The 19974-nt window shown below is 63.1% G+C and carries 17 protein-coding genes and 1 pseudogene; 8 read left to right on the forward strand and 10 right to left on the reverse strand.

All coding sequences use genetic code 11. The features are described from left to right. Positions 1 to 3 precede the first annotated feature (3 nt). From B0G76_RS01290 to B0G76_RS01305, 4 genes and pseudogenes are all read left to right on the forward strand, one after another. Positions 4 to 3009: a ribonucleoside-diphosphate reductase subunit alpha gene (locus B0G76_RS01290; RefSeq protein ID WP_120289461.1), complete on the forward strand. Its 3006-nt coding sequence runs from the start codon at positions 4 to 6 to the stop codon at positions 3007 to 3009. Positions 3010 to 3720: 711 nt separating this feature from the next. Beyond that, complete coding sequence (locus B0G76_RS01295) at positions 3721 to 4953, forward strand: ribonucleotide-diphosphate reductase subunit beta (RefSeq protein WP_120289463.1); 1233 nt, start codon at positions 3721 to 3723, stop codon at positions 4951 to 4953. 85 nt (positions 4954 to 5038) lie between these two features. Further along, a pseudogene (locus tag B0G76_RS01300) lies at positions 5039 to 5364 on the forward strand (hypothetical protein). A 30-nt stretch (positions 5365 to 5394) separates the two neighbouring features. Further along, positions 5395 to 6006 (forward strand): histone H1-like DNA-binding protein, encoded by a 612-nt coding sequence (locus B0G76_RS01305; RefSeq protein ID WP_120296128.1) that lies wholly within the window; start codon positions 5395 to 5397, stop codon positions 6004 to 6006. A 271-nt stretch (positions 6007 to 6277) separates the two neighbouring features. On the opposite strand, the gene B0G76_RS01310 is transcribed toward B0G76_RS01305, so the two are convergent. The 10 genes from B0G76_RS01310 to B0G76_RS01355 form a co-directional block, all read right to left on the reverse strand. Then, positions 6278 to 6754: a glycine zipper 2TM domain-containing protein gene (locus B0G76_RS01310; RefSeq protein WP_054040737.1), complete on the reverse strand. Its 477-nt coding sequence runs from the start codon at positions 6752 to 6754 to the stop codon at positions 6278 to 6280. A gap of 25 nt (positions 6755 to 6779) precedes the next feature. Further along, positions 6780 to 7718, reverse strand: coding sequence for a carbohydrate kinase family protein (locus B0G76_RS01315; protein ID WP_120289465.1), 939 nt, complete (start codon positions 7716 to 7718; stop codon positions 6780 to 6782). A 97-nt stretch (positions 7719 to 7815) separates the two neighbouring features. Next, positions 7816 to 8316 (reverse strand): thiol peroxidase, encoded by a 501-nt coding sequence (gene tpx / locus B0G76_RS01320; RefSeq protein WP_120289467.1) that lies wholly within the window; start codon positions 8314 to 8316, stop codon positions 7816 to 7818. Between the two features lie 73 nt (positions 8317 to 8389). Further along, the gene (locus B0G76_RS01325; protein ID WP_120289469.1) at positions 8390 to 9727 is read right to left on the reverse strand and encodes a zinc-ribbon and DUF3426 domain-containing protein; all 1338 of its coding nucleotides are present in this window, start codon (positions 9725 to 9727) and stop codon (positions 8390 to 8392) included. Between the two features lie 48 nt (positions 9728 to 9775). Then, a complete protein-coding gene (gene prmA, locus B0G76_RS01330) occupies positions 9776 to 10678 on the reverse strand; it encodes a 50S ribosomal protein L11 methyltransferase (protein ID WP_120289471.1) in 903 nt (300 codons plus the stop codon). 3 nt (positions 10679 to 10681) lie between these two features. After that, complete coding sequence (accC, locus tag B0G76_RS01335) at positions 10682 to 12049, reverse strand: acetyl-CoA carboxylase biotin carboxylase subunit (RefSeq protein WP_120289473.1); 1368 nt, start codon at positions 12047 to 12049, stop codon at positions 10682 to 10684. Positions 12050 to 12178: 129 nt separating this feature from the next. Continuing rightward, positions 12179 to 12649, reverse strand: coding sequence for an acetyl-CoA carboxylase biotin carboxyl carrier protein (gene accB / locus B0G76_RS01340; RefSeq protein WP_120289475.1), 471 nt, complete (start codon positions 12647 to 12649; stop codon positions 12179 to 12181). A gap of 69 nt (positions 12650 to 12718) precedes the next feature. Then, entirely contained in the window at positions 12719 to 13174 is a 456-nt protein-coding gene (gene aroQ, locus B0G76_RS01345; protein ID WP_120289477.1) for a type II 3-dehydroquinate dehydratase, read from the reverse strand. Positions 13175 to 13368: 194 nt separating this feature from the next. Then, positions 13369 to 13917, reverse strand: coding sequence for a TlpA disulfide reductase family protein (locus B0G76_RS01350; protein ID WP_120289479.1), 549 nt, complete (start codon positions 13915 to 13917; stop codon positions 13369 to 13371). 11 nt (positions 13918 to 13928) lie between these two features. Continuing rightward, positions 13929 to 14582, reverse strand: coding sequence for a UDP-N-acetylmuramate--alanine ligase (locus B0G76_RS01355; RefSeq protein WP_120289481.1), 654 nt, complete (start codon positions 14580 to 14582; stop codon positions 13929 to 13931). A gap of 215 nt (positions 14583 to 14797) precedes the next feature. On the opposite strand from B0G76_RS01355, the gene mpl reads away from it, so the two are divergent. The 4 genes from mpl to aroE all read left to right on the forward strand — a co-directional run bounded on the left by mpl (position 14798) and on the right by aroE (position 19947). Then, complete coding sequence (gene mpl, locus B0G76_RS01360) at positions 14798 to 16192, forward strand: UDP-N-acetylmuramate:L-alanyl-gamma-D-glutamyl-meso-diaminopimelate ligase (RefSeq protein WP_120289483.1); 1395 nt, start codon at positions 14798 to 14800, stop codon at positions 16190 to 16192. Beyond that, positions 16189 to 16791, forward strand: a complete 603-nt coding sequence (locus B0G76_RS01365; RefSeq protein WP_120289485.1) for a YqiA/YcfP family alpha/beta fold hydrolase — start codon at positions 16189 to 16191, stop codon at positions 16789 to 16791. Before mpl ends, B0G76_RS01365 begins: the two co-directional genes overlap by 4 nt. A 175-nt stretch (positions 16792 to 16966) precedes the next feature. Continuing rightward, positions 16967 to 19087 carry a ribonuclease catalytic domain-containing protein gene (locus B0G76_RS01370; protein ID WP_120289487.1) on the forward strand — a complete coding sequence of 707 codons (2121 nt, stop codon included), beginning with the start codon at positions 16967 to 16969 and terminating at the stop codon, positions 19085 to 19087. After that, the gene (gene aroE / locus B0G76_RS01375; RefSeq protein ID WP_120289489.1) at positions 19084 to 19947 is read left to right on the forward strand and encodes a shikimate dehydrogenase; all 864 of its coding nucleotides are present in this window, start codon (positions 19084 to 19086) and stop codon (positions 19945 to 19947) included. Before B0G76_RS01370 ends, aroE begins: the two co-directional genes overlap by 4 nt. The last annotated feature ends 27 nt before the right edge of the window (positions 19948 to 19974 follow it).

Here is a 19974-nt window from a genome sequence, read left to right on the forward strand (position 1 = left end):
CACATGCAAACCACCGACAACTCGACGACCCGGTACGAGGGCTCACCGACTGGCCAGGCCTTCAGCCAGGCACAAGGCGCCCAGCCGCTCGCGCCGCAAGTGACCTACGCCGACTACAAGGTGATCCGCCGTAACGGCAGCGTGGTGTCGTTCGAACCGTCGAAAATCGCCATCGCCGTGACGAAGGCATTTCTGGCCGTCAACGGTGGTCAAGGCGCGGCGTCGGCACGCGTGCGCGAACTGGTCGAGCAACTCACGCAGAGCGTGGTGCGCGCACTCGTGCGCAGCCGTCCGAACGGCGGCACGTTCCATATTGAAGACATCCAGGATCAGGTCGAACTCGCGCTGATGCGCGGCGGCGAACACAACGTCGCGCGTGCGTACGTGCTGTATCGCGAGAAGCGCACTCAGGCGCGCGGTCATGACGACCAGATTGTCGCCAGCACGCCGGGTCTGAACGTCACCGATAACGGCGTGACGCGTCCGCTCGATATGGCAGCGCTGCGCGGCGTCATCGAGTTGGCTTGCTCGAACCTGGGCGAGGTCGTGAGCGCCGATCCGATCATCGCGGAAACGGTCAAGAATCTGTACGACGGCGTGCCGATGAGCCAGGTCTACGACTCGGCAATCCTGGCTGCCCGCACGATGATCGAAAAAGACCCGGCCTACAGCCAGGTCACCGCACGCATTCTGCTGCACACGATCCGCCGCGAAATCCTCGAAGAGGAAGTCACGCAAACGGAAATGGCCGACCGCTACGCCGAGTACTTCCCGCAATTCATCAAGCGCGGCGTGCAAGCCGAACTGCTCGACGACAAGCTACTGCAGTTCGACCTGAAGCGCCTCGGCGCGGCACTCGACAACAGCCGCGACCTGCAATTCGGCTACCTAGGCCTGCAAACGCTGTACGACCGCTACTTCCTGCATCACGACGGTGTGCGCATCGAAATGCCGCAGGCATTCTTTATGCGTGTGGCAATGGGTCTGTCGCTGAACGAGATCGACCGTGAAGCGCGCGCGATCGAGTTTTACAACGTGCTGTCGACCTTCGACTTCATGTCGTCCACGCCGACGCTGTTCAACTCGGGCACGCGCCGCTCGCAACTGTCGTCGTGCTACCTGACCACGGTGGACGATGACCTCGACGGCATCTACGAAGCGCTGAAGGAAAACGCGCTGCTGTCGAAATTCGCCGGCGGTCTGGGCAACGATTGGACGCGTGTGCGTGCGCTCGGTTCGCACATCAAGGGCACCAACGGCAAGTCGCAAGGCGTGGTGCCGTTCCTGAAGGTCGTCAACGACACGGCGGTGGCGGTCAACCAGGGTGGCAAGCGCAAGGGCGCGGTCTGCGCGTACCTGGAAACGTGGCACCTGGACATCGAAGAATTCCTCGAGCTGCGTAAGAACACGGGCGACGACCGTCGCCGCACCCACGACATGAACACGGCGAACTGGATTCCCGACCTGTTCATGAAGCGTGTGATGGAAGGGGGCGACTGGACGCTGTTCTCGCCGTCCACCTGCCCGGATCTGCATGACAAGTTCGGCGCGGAATTCGAAACGGCTTACACGTCTTACGAAGACAAGGTCGCGCGCGGCGAGATCAAGCTGTTCAAGAAGCTTCCGGCGGCGCAACTGTGGCGCAAGATGCTGGGCATGCTGTTCGAAACCGGCCATCCGTGGATCACGTTCAAGGATCCGTGCAACGTGCGCTCGCCGCAACAGCACGTCGGCGTCGTCCACTCGTCGAACCTGTGCACGGAAATCACCCTGAACACCAGCGACGCCGAAATCGCAGTCTGCAACCTGGGCTCGGTGAACCTCGTCGCCCACCTGAAGGAACAGGCCGACGGCACCCTGGCGCTCGACCACGACAAGCTGAAGCGCACCGTCAGCGTGGCGATGCGCATGCTCGACAACGTGATCGACATCAACTACTACGCGGTGGCCAAGGCGCGTAACTCGAACCTGAAGCACCGTCCGGTCGGCATGGGCATCATGGGCTTCCAGGACTGCCTGCACCTGCTGCGCACGCCGTACGCGTCGCAAGAGGCTGTCGCGTTCGCCGACACGTCGATGGAAGCGGTCTGCTACTACGCCTACTACGCGTCGACGGAACTGGCGCAGGAACGCGGCCGTTACTCCAGCTACCGCGGCTCGCTGTGGGATCGCGGCATCCTCCCGCAAGACTCGGTGAAGCTGCTGGCCGAAGCGCGTGGCGGTTATGTGGAAGTCGATTCGAGCGAATCGATGGACTGGACCGAACTGCGTTCGCGTATCGCCACCTACGGCATGCGCAACTCGAACTGCGTCGCGATCGCGCCGACGGCGACGATCTCGAACATCATCGGGGTGTCGGCCTGTATCGAACCGACGTTCCAGAACCTGTATGTGAAGTCGAATCTGTCGGGCGAATTCACGGTGGTCAACGACTACCTGGTGCGCGACCTGAAGGAACGCGGTCTGTGGGACGAAGTGATGGTCGCCGACCTGAAGTACTTCGACGGCACGCTCTCGCGCATCGACCGCATCCCGGCCGACCTCCGCGCGATCTACGCGACCGCGTTCGAACTCGATCCGGTGTGGCTGGTCGAAGCGGCTTCGCGTCGTCAGAAGTGGATCGACCAGGCCCAGTCGCTGAACATCTACATGGGCGGCGCCTCGGGTAAGAAGCTCGACGAAATCTACAAGCTCGCATGGGTGCGTGGCCTGAAGACGACCTACTACCTCCGCACGATGGCGGCGACGCACGTCGAGAAGTCGACGGTGGCGCACGGCGCGCTGAACGCGGTGAGCTCGGGTGGTGGCGAAGGCTCGGGCGGCGCGGGTGGAGTCGGCGGTGGCGCGGCAGGCGGCTTCGGCGCGAGCGGTGGTTCAGCTTCGGGCGGCATCCAGGTCGCGGCGGCAGCACCGGCAGTTGCAGTCGAAGCAGCACCGGAAGCGGATGGTCCGGTGTGCATGATGCGTCCGGGCGATCCGGGTTTCGACGAATGCGAGGCTTGCCAGTAAGCGCCTGGCAATTGCCTGGCAATCGCCAGGCGAGAGCGAAGGAGGCAGCAGGATCGCTGCTTGCTAAACGGGTTGTCGGTAGGTGTAGGTAAAGACCTGCATGCAGCGATCAGCAAGCCTGACGGAAGTGATGCAGAAGTGAAGTAGACGAGCGGCGCGGCGAAACGAAATCGACGTTGCGCCGCTCGTCGAAAAGCAGCGAAGCACGGCAAGCAACTGAAGTCGTGAAGCGGTAAGCAAGCAGTAGACGAAGCAGTCAGCAGTCGGCGGCACAGACGAAGCGCTCGACATGAAGCGCTCAGCAAACGCTCCGGCCGATGGTCGATCGACTCAGCCGGCCCGATGCATCGCCCGGCATTGCGTTGAACCTCACCTCGCTAGCACTGAGGAAGAAGCAACCGCGAGGCAATCACGAGGCAACCGTCACGTCGGCGAGGCAGCAGGAAGCACTCGCAAAACGCTGCAAGCACACTCCGCAATACAGATAGATAGAGCAGCGAAACGTCGCTTCGACACATTGCTCTTCGAGCTCGCGAAGCACCTCGACGACACACGTTCAACACGCTTCACTTGAGGCGACACACACAGTCTGTTGAACAAAGTGTTGTATGAACGTAGCAACGCGAATCGAAAACAGGATTTTTCATCAGCGAACTCTTTTATCGCTCGTGAAAAGATGGTACAAACCGTTCTAAATTGATGGTGACATTTATGCTCAACTGGGATGACGAGATCACTGCCGTAACTCCCTCGAGCGCTACGCAACAGAATGTGTTGCGCAACGCTGCGGGATCGGCTGTCGGTTCGCAAGTCGGAACGCGTTCCGCTCCTCACGCTCCCTCGGCTCAAGACATCTTCGCGAACGGCATCGCTGTCGCTCCCGTTGTTTCCGGCTCTCACTCTGACGGAGCGGCTGCCGCTTCCGAAGCGCGGGTCAATGTCGCCGACAAGCGCATCATCAACGGCCAGACCGACGTCAATCAGTTGGTGCCGTTCAAATACAAGTGGGCCTGGGAAAAGTATCTGGCGGGTTGCGCCAACCACTGGATGCCGCAAGAAGTGAACATGTCACGCGACATCGCCCTCTGGAAGGACCCGAACGGTCTGACCGAAGACGAGCGCCGCATCGTCAAACGCAACCTGGGCTTCTTCGTGACGGCGGATTCGCTCGCCGCCAACAACATCGTGCTGGGCACCTACCGCCATATCACGGCGCCCGAATGCCGCCAGTTCCTGCTGCGCCAGGCGTTCGAAGAGGCGATCCACACGCACGCTTACCAGTACATCGTCGAATCGCTGGGCCTCGACGAAGGCGAAATCTTCAACGCGTACCACGAGGTCTCCTCGATCCGCGCGAAAGACGAATTCCTGATTCCGTACATCCACGTGCTGACCGACCCGGCCTTCAAGACGGGTACGCTCGAGGCAGACCAGACCCTGCTGCGCTCGCTGATCGTGTTCGCCTGTGTGATGGAAGGCCTGTTCTTCTACGTCGGCTTTACGCAAATCCTGGCGCTCGGCCGTCAGAACAAGATGACCGGCGCGGCGGAACAGTACCAATACATCCTGCGCGACGAGTCGATGCACTGCAACTTCGGCATCGACCTGATCAACCAGATCAAACTCGAAAACCCGCAACTCTGGACGGCTGAGTTCCGCGCGGAAATCCGCGAGATCTTCCAGCAAGCGGTCGAACTTGAATATCGTTACGCAGAAGACACGATGCCGCGCGGGGTGCTCGGCCTGAATGCGTCGATGTTCAAGAGCTATCTGCGCTTCATCTGCAACCGCCGTTGCCAGCAGATCGGTCTCGATCCGCTGTACCCGAACGAGGAAAACCCGTTCCCGTGGATGAGCGAGATGATCGACCTGAAGAAGGAACGCAACTTCTTCGAGACGCGAGTGATCGAATATCAGACTGGCGGCGCGCTGACCTGGGAGTGATCCGGGTTCGTGTCGCAGATGCATTCATTTTGGGGATGCCGTCGAGCTTCGGCCGCGGCAATTTAGTTAGGAGCAGAACCGCCTGATGCAAATTGTGCCCGGTGCGCCGCGTGCCTTCGCGGCCCACAAACATGGCTGGCACTTTGCGAACCCTTCAGTGGGATGGGCAAACTTCCCCCGGAAAAAGCCGCTGGCGTCGTCGCCAGCGGCCCGATCAAGCAATTGCCGGCGTTGCAATGCAGCGCCGACCAGATCTGGCGCGCGGTGCCCAAGGGCACGGCGCGCCTTACCGCATTCATTAGCGTAAGCGCGCAGCACCTGCGTACGCCGATGAATAGCCCGCTTCGTAGCGCGCGCCCTGAGAAGCGTCCGCGGGAAGCGGGTTTTGACGAAGGGTGTAGTTTGAACTGACTCTCATCTGAAAACCTGAAGGAGAAAATGATGGCAACTGCAAAGAAAGCGGCAGCTAAGAAACCCGCGGCCAAGAAGGTTGTAGCAAAGAAGGCTGCGCCGGCTAAGAAGGCTGCTCCGGCGAAGAAAGTCGCTGCAAAGAAAGTCGCAGTGAAGAAGGTTGCAGCGAAGAAGGTTGCAGCGAAGAAGGCAGCACCGGCCAAGAAGGTTGCTGCTAAGAAAGCTGCTCCGGCGAAGAAAGTCGCTGCAAAGAAAGTCGCAGTGAAGAAGGTTGCAGCAAAGAAGGCGCCGGCAAAGAAAGCGGCAGTGAAGAAGGTTGCAGCGAAGAAGGCAGCGCCGGCAAAGAAGGCCGCAGCAAAGAAGGCCGCACCGGCTAAGAAGGCTGCTGCCAAGAAGGCTGCTGCCAAGAAAGCTGCGCCTGCGAAAAAGGCTGCTGCTAAAAAGGCTGCGCCTGCCAAGAAGGCTGCCGCGAAGAAGGCCGCTGCTCCTGCCAAGAAGGCTGCTCCTGCGAAGAAGGCTGTCGCCAAGAAGGCGGCTCCTGCACCCGCTGCGACTTCTGTCTCGAGCGCACCGGCGGCGACGGTGAAGACCGCGCTGAACCCGGCAGCGGCATGGCCGTTCCCGACGGGCAGCCGTCCGTAATTGGCCAATAAGCTGTTGAAGTACTTCGACACGCCGTACCAAGTGTCGATGATCGAGTAGCGCTTAAGCAGCAGCAAGACCGAGCGCTACTCGGTCAGGGTCCCGTTGCCGGGTTTCTGGCGACGGGATTTTTTTTGGCGTTCGCACACGCGCCTGGTTCAACGAACGACTTCCAAACCGGCAGGCGAAAAAAACGCATGCACAGGGGAGGGCATGCGTTTGAGGTCGCCGCGGCGGCGCGTAAAGCGCGACCGCGCGAGAGGGGAAACTTTTAGTGTGTGACGCGCGTGACGCCGCCGCTGGAGAGCAGACGGACGCGCTCGCCGGCGCGGAAGATTTCGCCGGTGGCGCTTTGCGTGATTGCTCGCATGTCGCCGTTGTCGAGTCGCACGGTGATCTCGAGACCGTCGTGCACGGCGACGCCGTTTTCGACCGCGTTACCGGCCACCGCACCGGCCAGACCGCCGATGATGCCCGTCACGATCGAGCCGCGGCCGCCGCCAATCGCGCTGCCGGCCACGGCACCCAAGGCGCCGCCGCCGATCGCGCCCAAGCCGCTCGGTTGGCCGTTGTTCGAACTGATCTTGACGGCGCGAACGCTGTCGACCGTACCCATGCGGACCGTTTCTTCGCGCTGTGCCTGCGACGCCGTGTAGACGTCGGCAGAGCTGCTGTTGTACGCACACCCCGACATGGCCAGTGAACCGGCGATCAAGGCGGCCACGACCAGGCGACTCGTTGTTCTCATTCCCTAACTCCAATAGCTTGCGGTATTACGGCAGGTCGTATCCGAACGCCTGCTTGAACCGTTCGTTGATCTCCGCCCGGCTGGGCGTGTAGTTTTGCGGCCCCTGGTGTTCGATCTTCAGCGCGCCCATCAGGCTCGCCAGACGCCCGGTGGTGGCCCAGCCAAGCTTGTTCTCGATACCGTACAACAACCCGCCGCGGAACGCGTCGCCGCAGCCTGTAGGATCGAGCACCTGCTGTGCCCTGACCGCCGGAATCGCTTCGACGCCGCCCGCGTGATGGATCTGGGCGCCTTGCTCACCGAGCGTGACAATCAGCGCCTCGACCTTGCCGGCGATTTCTTCGATCGACCAACCCGTTTTGTTGCTCACCAGTTTGGCTTCGTAATCGTTGACAGCTACGTAAGTAGCAAGTTCAATCATGCGGCGCAGCGACTCACCGTCGAACAGCGGCAAACCTTGGCCTGGATCGAAGATAAACGGCACGCCGGCCGCTGCCAGATGCTCGGAATGCTGGATCATGCCGTCGTAGCCATCGGGGGCGACGATGCCGAGCGTGATCCCTCGTGCCTGATCGGCGCGATTCAGATGCGACTGCATCATCGCGCCCGGGTGGAACGCGGTGATCTGATTGTTTTCGAGGTCGGTGGTGATCATCGCCTGGGCCGAATAGGTGTCCGGCACCACCAGCACGTTCTCCGTCGAGAGGCCGAGCTGCTTGAAGCGGTCCATGTAGAGCTGCGCGTCGATCGCGCCGAGCGACCCCATGATGCGCGCGTTGCCGCCGAGCAGATGCAGCGAGTAGGCGATGTTGCCCGCGCAGCCGCCGAACTCGCGGCGCATCGTCGGCACGAGGAAGCTCACGTTCAGGATGTGGACCTGCTCCGGCAGGATGTGATCCCGAAAGCGGCCTTCGAAGGTCATGATGTTGTCGTAGGCGAGCGAACCGCAAATCAACGTATCCAAGGCGAGCGTTCCTGTAAAAATCGATAAAGGGAATGGGCGCGACGATGTGACAGCGCCGCGCATGAAGCGCGGCGCCGGCGTGTCGCGCGCGAAGGTTTTACTTCAGCGCGGCGAGTGCAGCGTCGTAGTTCGGTTCGTTCTTGATTTCGCCGACCAGCTCAGCGTGCACGACCTTGTCGTTTTCGTCGACGACCACCACGGCGCGTGCCGTCAGACCCGTCAGCGGGCCGCTCGTCACGTCGACGCCGTAGGCTTGCGCGAACTCATGGCCGCGGAACGTGGACGCCGTGACGACGTTCTCGATGCCTTCGGTCGTGCAGAAGCGCGACGCGGCGAACGGCAGGTCGCCCGACACGACGATCACGGCCGTGTTGGTCAGCTTGGCTGCGGCTTCGTTGAACTTGCGGGTCGACGTGGCGCAGGTCGGCGTGTCGAGACTCGGGACGATATTGAGCACCTTGCGCTTGCCGGCGAAGTCGGCTAGCGATACCGGCTTCAGATCCTTGCCCACCAGCGAGAAGGCGGGGGCATTCTGGCCCACGGTCGGGAAACTGCCGGCTACTTCGATCGGGTTGCCACCCAGCGTGACTTGACTCATGTTGTTGCGCTCCGAAAATTCGTCAGGTTTGACGGTGAATACGCCCGGTCAGTACCGGGCGCGCGAGGATGCGTTACGGATAAAAAATCTGTACGCGGAAATTGGAAGCGACCGCGTTGCCCGTGTCGAGGTGAACGATCATGGTCTGTGTCGTGTGCGCCGGCAGGCCGGCCGCGATCGGCGTGCCGGGTGCGACGTAGTCTTGCGGCCACAGCACGCGGCGCACGGCGACGTTGTTCTGGTCGTCGAGCAGCGTGAGCTCGATGGCCGGGTAGGCCAGCGCAATATTGAAGCGGTTGCGCAGCGGCATCTTCAGTTCGAGCTTGTGCGGGCCGTCGATCTGCCGCAGATCGGATGGTTCGACCTGCAAACCGTCGATGTCGTGCGGCGGCGTGATCTGGCAGCCAAGCTGCGCGCAGGCTTTGACATAGAGCGTCTGCGAGCGCGGGAAGGCGACCTGCACGGTTTCGCGCTGCCACCAGGCGAGTTGCGCGAGCAAGGCGATAACCAGCAGTGCAGCGACCACCGAGCCGGCGATGATCCAGCCGAGGCGGCGCGGTTCGGCCGGGCGCGTTTCACGCACCACCTGGAACGGATCGCCGCCGTCATTCACCGGGTGGACCGCGAAGGGTTCGCCGCTCGATCCGAATGAGGCTGTGCTGGGGCCACCGGGGCCGCCGGTGTCAGAGCCGCTGCCGCCGCGTGAGCCGAGGCCACCCGCGCTGGTCGCGCCGGAGCCGGCCGCGCCTAAGCCGGCCGCGCCAAAATGCGGTTCATTGTCAGGAATGCCATGCAAGCTGGCCGGCTCGTGCAAAACCGGTTCGTCGGCGTCGGCAAGATGTTCAGAAGGGCGCTCAGTCTTGTGCCAGACCCGCGGCGCTGCCTCCGCAGGCGCTTCCGCCGACTGGGCGACAGGCTCGCGCGGGGTGTCAGCAGGCGCGTCGGCCTCGTGAGCGAAGGGTTCGCGTGGCGTGTCCGCAAGCGTGGGTTCGTGGTCGGGCGGAAGTGGCGTGGCGAACGCGCTCGCCGGCAGTTCCGGCTCGGTAGCATGACGCGGCGTGACCGCGACACCCGCACCGGTGGACACCGCCGTAAGCGGCAGATTGCGCGCGTTGTGAAGCAGGCGGTCGTCGATCGCGGTGTCGGGCGCCGGTGCCCACGGGTTCCACGCTTCGGCGCTGAAATCGGGGTCCTTGGGCCGTACACCGGACAACGCCTCGATCGCCGCCGCTGCGGCGACCGGTTTGGCGGTGGAGAAGTCGCCGTCCTCGTTCAGTTCGAACAGGCTGCTCGACGCGTCGAATACTTCATGGCAATGCCCGCAGCGCACAAGGCCGCGGCGCAACGCGAGCTGCGCCGGTTGCAGGCGGAAGACGGTTTCGCAGAAGGGGCAACGCGTTGCCAGGAGCATATTGAGCCGGTAAGCCGAGAGGCCGTTGGTTGGACAATACGCCTTATTCTAATGGCTTTCGCGGCGCATTCCCGTGAGACATACCCAACCTTCGTGTTCGCGCCATACGCCGATGTCGACCCAGCGTGCATAGACCTGCGCCACTTCGTCGGCCTGGCGCGCGAGGATGCCTGACAGCGCGATCCGGCCGCCCGGCTTGACCTTCGACGACAGCATCGACGCCATCAGCTTGAGCGGGTTGGACAGAATATTGGCGACTACGATATCGAACTCGCCGGTGGGGCATTCGTCGGGCAAGCCGTACGTGACGTCCGCCCGGTTGCGCTCGCTGTTGTGGCGGGCCGATTCGACCGCTTGCGGGTCGATATCGATGCCGTACACCGGATTGGCGCCGCACTTCTTCGCAAGGATCGCGAGGATGCCCGAGCCGCAGCCGTAGTCGAGCACGGATTGCTCCGCCTTCACCGATTGCTCCAGCCATTCCATACACAAACGTGTCGTGGGATGGCTGCCGGTGCCGAAGGCGAGACCCGGATCGAGTTCCAGCACGAGTGCGTCGGGGTCCGGCGCATCGTGCCACGAGGGCACGACCCAGATGCGCTCGCCGATCGGAATCGGATCGAATTGCGATTGCGTGAGACGCACCCAATCCTGCTCTTCAACTTCCCGCACGGTGAACGTCGGTGCGGTTTCCAGGCCCACCTCATTGGCCGCCGCGGTGAGCAGCACCGCCGGCTCGTGTTCTGGCGCCAGCAGCGCAATCACCCGCGAACGCTGCCATGCCGTGCGATCCGGCGTGAGACCGGGCTCGCCGAACAGCGGCTGCTCGTCGGGCGTGTCGGCGTCCGCATCTTCGACCGATACGGACAGCGCACCCAACTCGAGCAGCGCGTCGGAGAATTCCTCCGCGTGCTCGCGTGCCAGTTCGGCGATCAGTTCCCGGTAACTCATGACTTACGCTTCTTCCGGCGCGGCCTGCTGCTTCGCGGCCAACCGGTTTTCCAGATAGTGAATGCTGGTGCCGCCTTCGACGAACTTCGCGTCCAGCATCAGCTCGCGGTGCAGCGGGATGTTGGTCTGAATGCCTTCGACCACCATTTCCGACAGCGCGATGCGCATCCGCTTGATCGCCTGCTCGCGCGTCGCGCCGTAAGCGATCAGCTTGCCGATCATCGAATCATAGTTCGGCGGCACGAAATAGCCATTGTAGGCGTGCGAATCGACGCGGATGCCGGGGCCACCCGGCATATGCCACGACGTCAAACGACCCGGCGACGGAATGAACTTGAACGGATCTTCCGCGTTGATCCGGCATTCGATCGCGTGACCCTTGAACACGATGTCGCGCTGACGGAAGGCGAGCTTCTCGCCTGCCGCGATGCGGATCTGCTCCTGCACGATGTCGACGCCGGTGATCAATTCGGTCACCGGGTGCTCGACCTGCACGCGCGTGTTCATTTCGATGAAGTAGAACTCGCCGTTTTCGTACAGGAACTCGAACGTACCGGCGCCAAGATAGCCCATCTTCTTGCAGGCATCCGCGCAGCGATCGCCGATGCGGTCGATCAGGCGGCGCGCGATGCCCGGCGCCGGCGCTTCTTCGATCACTTTCTGGTGACGGCGCTGCATCGAGCAATCGCGCTCGCCCAGCCAGATCGCGTTCTTGAAGGAATCGGACAGGATCTGGATTTCGATGTGCCGCGGGTTCTCCAGGAATTTCTCCATGTAGACCTGCGGGTTGCCGAACGCACGGCCAGCTTCTTCGCGCGTCATGTTGACCGCGTTGACCAGCGCCGCTTCCGTGTGCACCACGCGCATGCCGCGACCACCGCCGCCGCCGGCGGCCTTGATGATCACCGGGTAGCCAACCTGGCGGGCAATTTTCACGATCTCTTTCGGATCGTCCGGCAACGCGCCTTCAGAACCCGGCACGCAGGGCACGCCGGTCTTGATCATGGTTTGCTTGGCGGTCACCTTGTCGCCCATCATCCGGATGGTTTCCGGACGCGGGCCGATGAAGGTGAAGCCGGACTGTTCGACACGCTCGGCGAAGTCGGCGTTTTCCGACAGGAAGCCGTAGCCGGGGTGGATCGCTTCGGCGTCCGTGACTTCTGCTGCGCTGATCAGCGCCGGCATGTTCAGGTAGCTCAGATTCGAAGGTGCCGGGCCGATACAGACCGCCTCGTCGGCGAGCTTCACGTACTTGGCTTCCTTGTCGGCTTCCGAATAGACGACGACTGTCTTGACGCCGAGTTCGCGGCAGGCGCGCTGGATACGAAGCGCGATCTCGCCACGATTGGCAATGAGAATTTTTTCAAACATAGCGGATTTTCGACTCATCAATGGGCGCCCGGTTGATCGCAACACAGGCTGCCTCAGAGGATCGGTCGCGCACCCCGGGAGGGCAGGTGCGCGGGCGGCAAGCGCAAAAAAGGCGCAAAGCGTGCCGCGTTAGCCGACCACGAACAGCGGTTGGCCGTACTCGACCGCCTGACCGTTCTCGACGAGGATTTCCTTCACCACGCCGGACTTGTCCGACTCGATTTCGTTGAGCAGCTTCATCGCTTCGATGATGCAGATCGTCTGGCCTTCCTTGACCGTGTCGCCCACCTGGACGAACGGCTCGGCGCCCGGCGACGGCGCACGGTAGAAGGTGCCGACCATCGGCGAGGTCACCAGATGGCCTTGCGGCGCGGCGGCGACCGGGGTAGCCAGGGCGCCCGCTGCTGCGGCCGGCGCTTCGCCGCCTGGCATCGGTGCCGGCTGGGCATATTGCGGAGCGTACGAAGCGGACGGTTGCACGTAAACCGGCGGCGCATTCTTGACGATGCGGACCTTGCCTTCGCCTTCGGTCACTTCGAGTTCGGAAATACCGGACTCCGAGACGAGGTCGATCAGAGTTTTCAGTTTACGTAGATCCATCAGGAAGCCCCTTTCAATGCGTAAAGTGCCGGCGCATACGCAGCCGGCGCAAATTAGACGTGTTTGGAATCAGCCGCGCGACGAGCCGGCGGACAGCCGGTCGAGCGCGAATTCGAGCGCGTACATATATCCCTTCCAGCCGAGGCCGCAAATGACGCCCTCTGCCTGGTCGGAGAAATACGAGTGATGCCGGAACGGTTCGCGGCGATGTACGTTCGACAGATGAATCTCGACGAACGGGATGCCGACCCCCGACAGTGCGTCCCGAATGGCCACGCTGGTGTGCGTGTACGCGGCGGGATTGATCAGTATGAAATCGGTTTTTTCAGTCCGTGCGGATTGGATGCGATCGACGAGAGCGCCTTCATGATTGCTCTGGAACGACGCGAGTTCGACGCCTGCGTCCGCTGCGCGGTCCGCCAGCGCCTGATCGATCTGCGGTAACGTCACGCGGCCGTAGACCTCGGGTTCCCGGGTGCCGAGAAGGTTGAGGTTGGGGCCGTGCAGTACCAGCAGTCGCGTCATGGTCGCTTCTTTTTCCGTGGAATTGGGCGCACTTTAGCGCTGATTAGAGAAACTTGTCTAGTTTCCTGCGCGTTAGGATTGATCTTGGCGGCCTTTCACGGCCTCTCCGGGCGCCCATCTTCTCTCAAATTTGGGCGATTTGCGCGTAATTTTGCGCCTTTGGCCCCGATCTGATCGTCAAAAGAATGTGAAAATTAGAGCGCGTCGAGCGTCTGTTTCAGCGCGTGCGGGTCGATCTGGCCTAGTTTTGTCGCGCGAACGTTGCCTTTTGCGTCAATGACGACAGTGAAGGGCAAACCGCCGGCGGTGTTGCCGAACGCGCGCGCGAGGTCGGCGCCGCCGAACCCGGTCACGTAGACGGGGTAGGCCACTTTCACCTTCTGCAGGAACGCTTGCACGTTTTTCTCCGAATCGACGCCAAGTCCGACGAACTGGATGCCTTTTTTTGCATAGTCGCGCTGAAGCTGCGAAAGAGCAGGCATCTCTTCGACGCACGGTCCGCACCACGACGCCCAGAAGTTGACGACGATTGGGTGACCTTTGAGCAAACTTAGCGATTGCGGCTTGCCGTCGACGTTCGTGACCGGCGCGGTCCAAAGTTGCTCGACCGCGCTCTGCGTGGAACCGGGTTGCGCCGCGTGGGCGACTTCCGGGTTACCGCTTAACCAGTGATTGGCCAGCACCCCGCCGCCCGCAGCGACGATCGCGACAAGCGCGCCTGCCAGAATCCGTCTCGTATTCATTCCAGGTCTGTCTAATTAGTTGAAGGGGCGACACCGCTGCTGTCGAGCAGTGCCTGAACCGCCTGCTGATTCGCCCGGGCAGTGCGGCCGCGTGCGTCGGCCCGTACCGCGCCGCGCAAGTCGTCAGTTTCGTACAGGGCGACGTGGATGCCGGCCGGTTCCGCCTCGCGCCCTTCATGGGTGGGGCGCCAGAGGAAGCTCAGCGTCTCGACGTAGCCGCGGCCGGCAAAATGCCGTGTCTCCGAAACGTCGTACTGAATGTTGGCATTCAGAAAGTAGATCGCGACTTCTTTCGGGTTGTCGCAGAACACCTGAAGGTGAATATCCGAGTGCTCGCCAGCAGTGCCGCCGAGCACTGCGCCGGTCAGATACGGATTGAACGGCGCGAGCCGCTCCATCCAGTCGATTGCAATGAGGCGTAGCCGCCGTAACAGCGCCGGCTGGCTGTCACCCTGGAAAAGCGACTGATATTCGTGGATTTCTTCTTCGATCTGGTCGTTATCCGGCAGCCATTCGCCGGCAACACGGCTCTCGCCGACTACCTGCCGTGCCGCTTTACGCTTGGCCGTTGCATAGTCCAGACCGTCTTCGGCGATCATCCGGGCAGCCGCGATGGCGATTTCCTCGCGCACGCGCTGCGGATCGAAATGTGATTTGCGAACCATCTCTCAATCATACTAGAGATTGATGACCGCCCTTTCCGGGCGGTTCGGGCCGGGTGCTTTGCCTGGGTGGGGCACCCGGCCAATCTGGCGGCCCCGTTCATAGGGCGATTCAGAGGCGTCGGTTACAATAGCGTCCTTTGCAGACGGTCGTTTCGACCGCTCCTCTGCACTTCCCATCTCTCGCAAAAAATACGCCCGCGCGGCACGACAGGCTTATGCACATCCACATCCTCGGTATCTGCGGCACGTTCATGGGCGGACTCGCGGTTCTCGCGCGCGGCGCGGGTCACACCGTGACGGGCTGCGACGCCGGCGTCTATCCGCCAATGAGCGCGCAGCTCGAGGCGCAAGGCATTCGTCTGATCGAAGGTTATGACGCCGAGCAGTTGAACGGCCTCAACGCCGACCTGTTCGTGATCGGCAATGTGGTCTCGCGGGGCAATCCGCTGATGGAAGCCATCCTGGATCGCGGCCTGCCTTACGTCTCCGGTCCGCAGTGGCTCGGCGAGCATGTGCTGAACGGCAAGTGGGTGCTGGCGGTGGCCGGCACGCACGGCAAGACCACCACCAGTTCGATGCTGACCTGGCTGCTCGAAGACGCGGGTCTCAATCCGGGCTTCCTGATCGGCGGCGTGCCGCTGAACTTCGGGGTGTCGGCGCGGCTGACCGATTCGAGCTTCTTCGTGATTGAAGCCGATGAATACGACACCGCCTTCTTCGACAAGCGTTCCAAGTTTGTTCACTACCGGCCTAAAACCGCGGTCCTGAACAACCTCGAGTTCGATCACGCCGACATTTTCCCGGATCTGGCGGCGATCGAAACGCAGTTCCATCATCTGATCCGCACGGTGCCGGGCATCGGCCGCATTGTCACGAACGGTCGTGAAGACGCGCTGGAGCGCGTGCTGACGCGCGGTTGCTGGAGCGAAGTCGAACGGTTCGGCGTGCAAGGCGGCTGGGAGACGTTGCCCGCGGAAGACGGCGAGCCGGTCGACGAGCGTTTCGCCGTCTATCACAACAGCGAGCGCGTTGGCGTGGTCGAGTGGCAGGTGCAGGGCGAGCACAACCGCATGAACGCGTTGGCCGCGATCGCCGCCGCGCGCCATGTCGGCGTGCCGCCGGCGCAAGCCGCGAAGTCGCTGGCGAGCTTCCGGAATGTGAAGCGCCGCATGGAAGTGCGCGGCAGCGTCGACGGCGTGACCGTCTACGACGATTTTGCCCATCACCCCACGGCGATCGAGACCACGGTGGCCGGGCTGCGCGCCCGCGTCGGCCACGACAACACGCGAATTCTGGCCGTGCTCGAGCCGCGCTCGAACACCATGAAGCTCGGCGTGATGAAAGCGCAACTGCCGGCGAGTCTGGCCGACGCCGACCTGGTGTTCGGCTACGGCGCGCCTGCCGGCCGTGACGCGCTTGGCTGGAATCTCGGCGAAGCACTCGCGCCGCTCGGCGGCAAAGCGCAAGCTTTCGACAATCTCGACGCGCTAGTCAAAGCCGTGGTCCACGCAGCGCGCCCCGGCGACCAGATTCTGGTGATGAGCAACGGTGGCTTCGGCGGCGTGCATCAGAAGCTGCTCGACGCACTATCCGTACGAGGCACGTCGTGATCCTTTACCTGCACGGTTTCCGCTCCTCACCCAAATCGTTCAAGGCGCGGGTGCTGGCGGCGCGCCTCGGCGAGCTCGGCCGCGCCGACGAATGGTGCTGCCCGATGCTGCCGGTCTCGCCGTTCGAGACCGTGGCGCTCGCCGGATCGCTGGTGGCCGCCGCGAAGCCGAACAACGTGACGGTGATCGGCAGTTCGCTGGGCGGCTACTTCGCCACGTATCTCGCCGAGAAGCACGGCTGGCCGGCGGTGCTGCTCAACCCGGCGGTGGTGCCGCAGCGCGACCTGAGCGCTTATCTCGGCGAGCAGCAGTTGTGGCACGGCGGCGGCAGCATTACGGTCGAGCCGCATCATCTGGACGAGCTGCGCGCGCTTGGCGTCGCTTCAATCACGCGGCCCGAACGCTATTATTTGATGGCCGCCACCGGCGACGAAGTGCTCGATTACCGCGAAATGCTTGCGCACTATCCGGGCGCGCGCACTACGCTGATCGAAGGGAGTGACCACGCGATCAGCGAATTCGCGCGATACGTCGACGAGGTGCTGGCCTTTTGCGATGCCGAAGACGTCGAGCCGCCGGCGCCGCGCGAAGCGGCCTGATCACGCCGACGATCCAGCAGCGAGTCCGTTGCGGATCACCAGATTCAACCCGCAGGCGCGCGTATCGCGCCGCGGATCCACTACCACGAACACGTTGCCGTGCCGCGCACGCAGTGACCGATAGCTGAACCCAATCGGGCGCGCCGGCGGATGCAAGTCAGAACGAGAGTATTGAGTGAACGTTTTCTTCGAGGAATCGGGCAGTTTCAAGGCGGGCAGCGTGCTGTCGCGCCAGGGCGATGCTTTTCAGGTCGAGTTGCCGGGCGGCCGGCGCGCCAAGGTGCGCGCGAAAGACGTGCTGATCGAATTCGACAAGCCGAGCGCCGCCGAGTTGATGCAGCAGGCCGACGCCGCCGCGCAGGAGATCGATCTGGATTTCCTGTGGGAGTGCGCGCCGGATGACGAATTCCCCTTTGCCACGCTGGGCGCCGAGTACTTCGGCGAAGCGTTTGGTTCCATCGAGCGCGCGGCGCTGGTGCTGCGCATGCACGGCTCGCCGGTGTACTTTCGCCGCAAGGGCCGCGGCATGTACCAGCGCGCGCCGCAGGAACAGCTCAAGATGGCGCTCGCCGGACTGGAGCGCAAGCGTCAGCAGGCGCTGGTGCAGGCCGGTTACGAAGATGAACTGAAGGCAGGCCGCCTGCCGGAAGGCTTCAGCGGCAGCAAGGCGCTGGCTTTGCTCACGAGGCCCGACAAGAACACGATCGAATACAAGGCGCTCGAAGGCGCGGCAGCGGCGCGCGGCATCTCGCAGGCGCGGCTGATGCTCGAATGCGGTGGTATTCCGTCGGCCCGCGCGTTGCACGAGGCGAAGTTCCTCTCCGAGTTTTTCCCGCACGGCACCGGTTTCCCGCCGGTGACGGTTGGCGCGTTGCCGGAAGATCTGCCTGAAGCCGATGTCAAGGCGTTCTCGATCGACGACATCACCACCACTGAAATCGACGATGCGTTCTCCGTCGAGCATCTGGCCGACGGCCGCGTGCGGATCGGCGTGCACATCGCTGCGCCGGCGCTCGGCATCGCGCGTGGCGACGATATCGATGCGATTGCCCGCACGCGTTTGTCGACCGTCTATATGCCAGGCGACAAGATCACGATGCTGCCCGATAGCGTCGTCGAGGCGTTCACGCTGGCTGAAGGCGGCTTGCGGCCCGCGTTGTCGCTGTATGTGATCATCAATCGCGAAACGCAGGAAATCGTGGCGAGCGAAACGCGCGCCGAGCGCGTGTTCGTGAAGAATAATTTGCGCCACAACACGCTGGACGAACTGGTTACCGAAGAGGCGCTGGCTGCCGGCACGGGTGACTATCCGCACAAGGAAGACATCGCCGTGCTGTGGCCGTTCGCGCAGGCGTTGTTCGAAAAGCGTCAGACGGCGCGTGCCGGTTACGGCCTGCGCCGCGAAGTGCAGCGCAACACCGATTTCAACTTCTATGTCGAAGGCGAGCACATCACGATCACGCCGCGCCGGCGCGGGTCGCCGCTCGACACGATCGTCGCGGAGCTCGCGATTCTCGCCAACTCGTCGTGGGGCGCGTTCCTGCACGACCACGGCGTGCCGGGCATCTACCGCTCGCAACGCGCGTTCGGCGCGCCGACCGGCCCGAAGCGCACCCGCATGCAGACCAACGCCGCGCCGCACGAAGGCCTGGGCGTAACGCAATACGCGTGGAGCACGTCGCCGCTGCGCCGTTATGTCGACCTCGTGAACCAATGGCAGTTGATCGCCTGCGTGCAGCATGGCGTGACCGCAAAACTGGCCGCGCCGTTCAAGCCGAAGGACGCCGATCTGTTCGCCGTCGTGCAAGGGTTCGACGACACCTACAGTGCGTATGCCGATCATCAGCGCCGCATGGAGTACTTCTGGTGCCTGCGTTGGCTGAAGCAGGAGAACCGGAAGCAGGTGGTGGCGTCGGTGGTGAAGGGCGATCTCGTGCGCCTCGAAGAGATTCCGCTGTTGCTGCACGTGCCGGGTCTCGGCGTGCACGCACGCGGCACGCGCTTGCAGATGGAAGTGATGTCGATCGACGAATTGACCGTCGAAGCGTCCGTGCGCCTGTTGCACGTACTCGACGCGCCGACCGTGACGAGCGGCAGCGAGGCTGAAGAAGCCGACGAGGGCGAAGAAGAAATCATCGACGTGGCGGATGAAAGCGCCGAAGGCGAAGCCGAGGCCCAGGCGGAAGCCGACCTCGACGGCGGTGCGGCAGAGCAGGGCGACGCCGAAAACGGCGCCGGCGCCAGCGATGCGGCAGCCGCAGCCGATCAGCAGCACGTCGCGGAGCCAGGACGATGAGCACGAATGAGTCACGTGACCGCTACGCCGTCATCGGCAACCCGGTCGGCCATAGCAAGTCGCCGTTCATTCACGGCCGCTTTGCCGCGCAGACCGGCGAGCCGATTGAGTACGGCCACTTGCTGGCACCGGTCGACGCTTTCGTGCCGCACGTGAAGGCTTTTATCGAAGCGGGCGGACGCGGCATGAACGTCACGGTGCCGTTCAAGCTCGACGCGCACGCGTTCGCCGATACCCTGTCGCCGCGAGCGGCGGCAGCGGGCGCGGTGAACACGCTGCGGTTCGACGCGAGCGGTGTCTACGGCGACAACACGGACGGCTTCGGCCTCGTGCGCGATATCGAGGTGAATCTTGGCGTTTCGTTGAAGGGTGCGCGGATTTTGCTGCTTGGCGCGGGCGGTGCCGCGCGTGGCGTCGTGCTGCCGATGCTGGACCGCGCGCCGCACACGCTGACCATCGTCAACCGTACGGCGGCAAAGGCGGAAGCGCTCGTCGACCAGTTCGCGCAAGCCGCGCGCGACGCCGCTTGCCGCCTGACCGGCGGAAGCGCGCGAGCGATCGAAGCGGGCACATACGACGTGATCGTCAACGCGACGGCGGGCAGTCTGGATGCGTCGTTGCCTGAGTGCGACGACCGCGCGTTCGGCAGCGGCACGCTCGCTTACGACATGATGTACGGCGCACATCCGACGGTGTTTATGGAGCACGCGCGAAAGCTGGGTGCGCGCGGCGCCGATGGTCTCGGCATGCTGGTCGAGCAGGCGGCCGAATCGTTTTACGTGTGGCGAGGCGTGCGGCCTGACGGCGCGCCGGTGCTGGCCGAATTGCGAGCGTTGTTGACGGCGCCGTCGCACGCCTAGACCGTTTCTTTCTGGAACACGCAGACT

This window comes from Paraburkholderia sp. BL23I1N1 (assembly GCF_003610295.1).
In the GTDB taxonomy this organism is placed as follows: Bacteria; Pseudomonadota; Gammaproteobacteria; order Burkholderiales; family Burkholderiaceae; genus Paraburkholderia.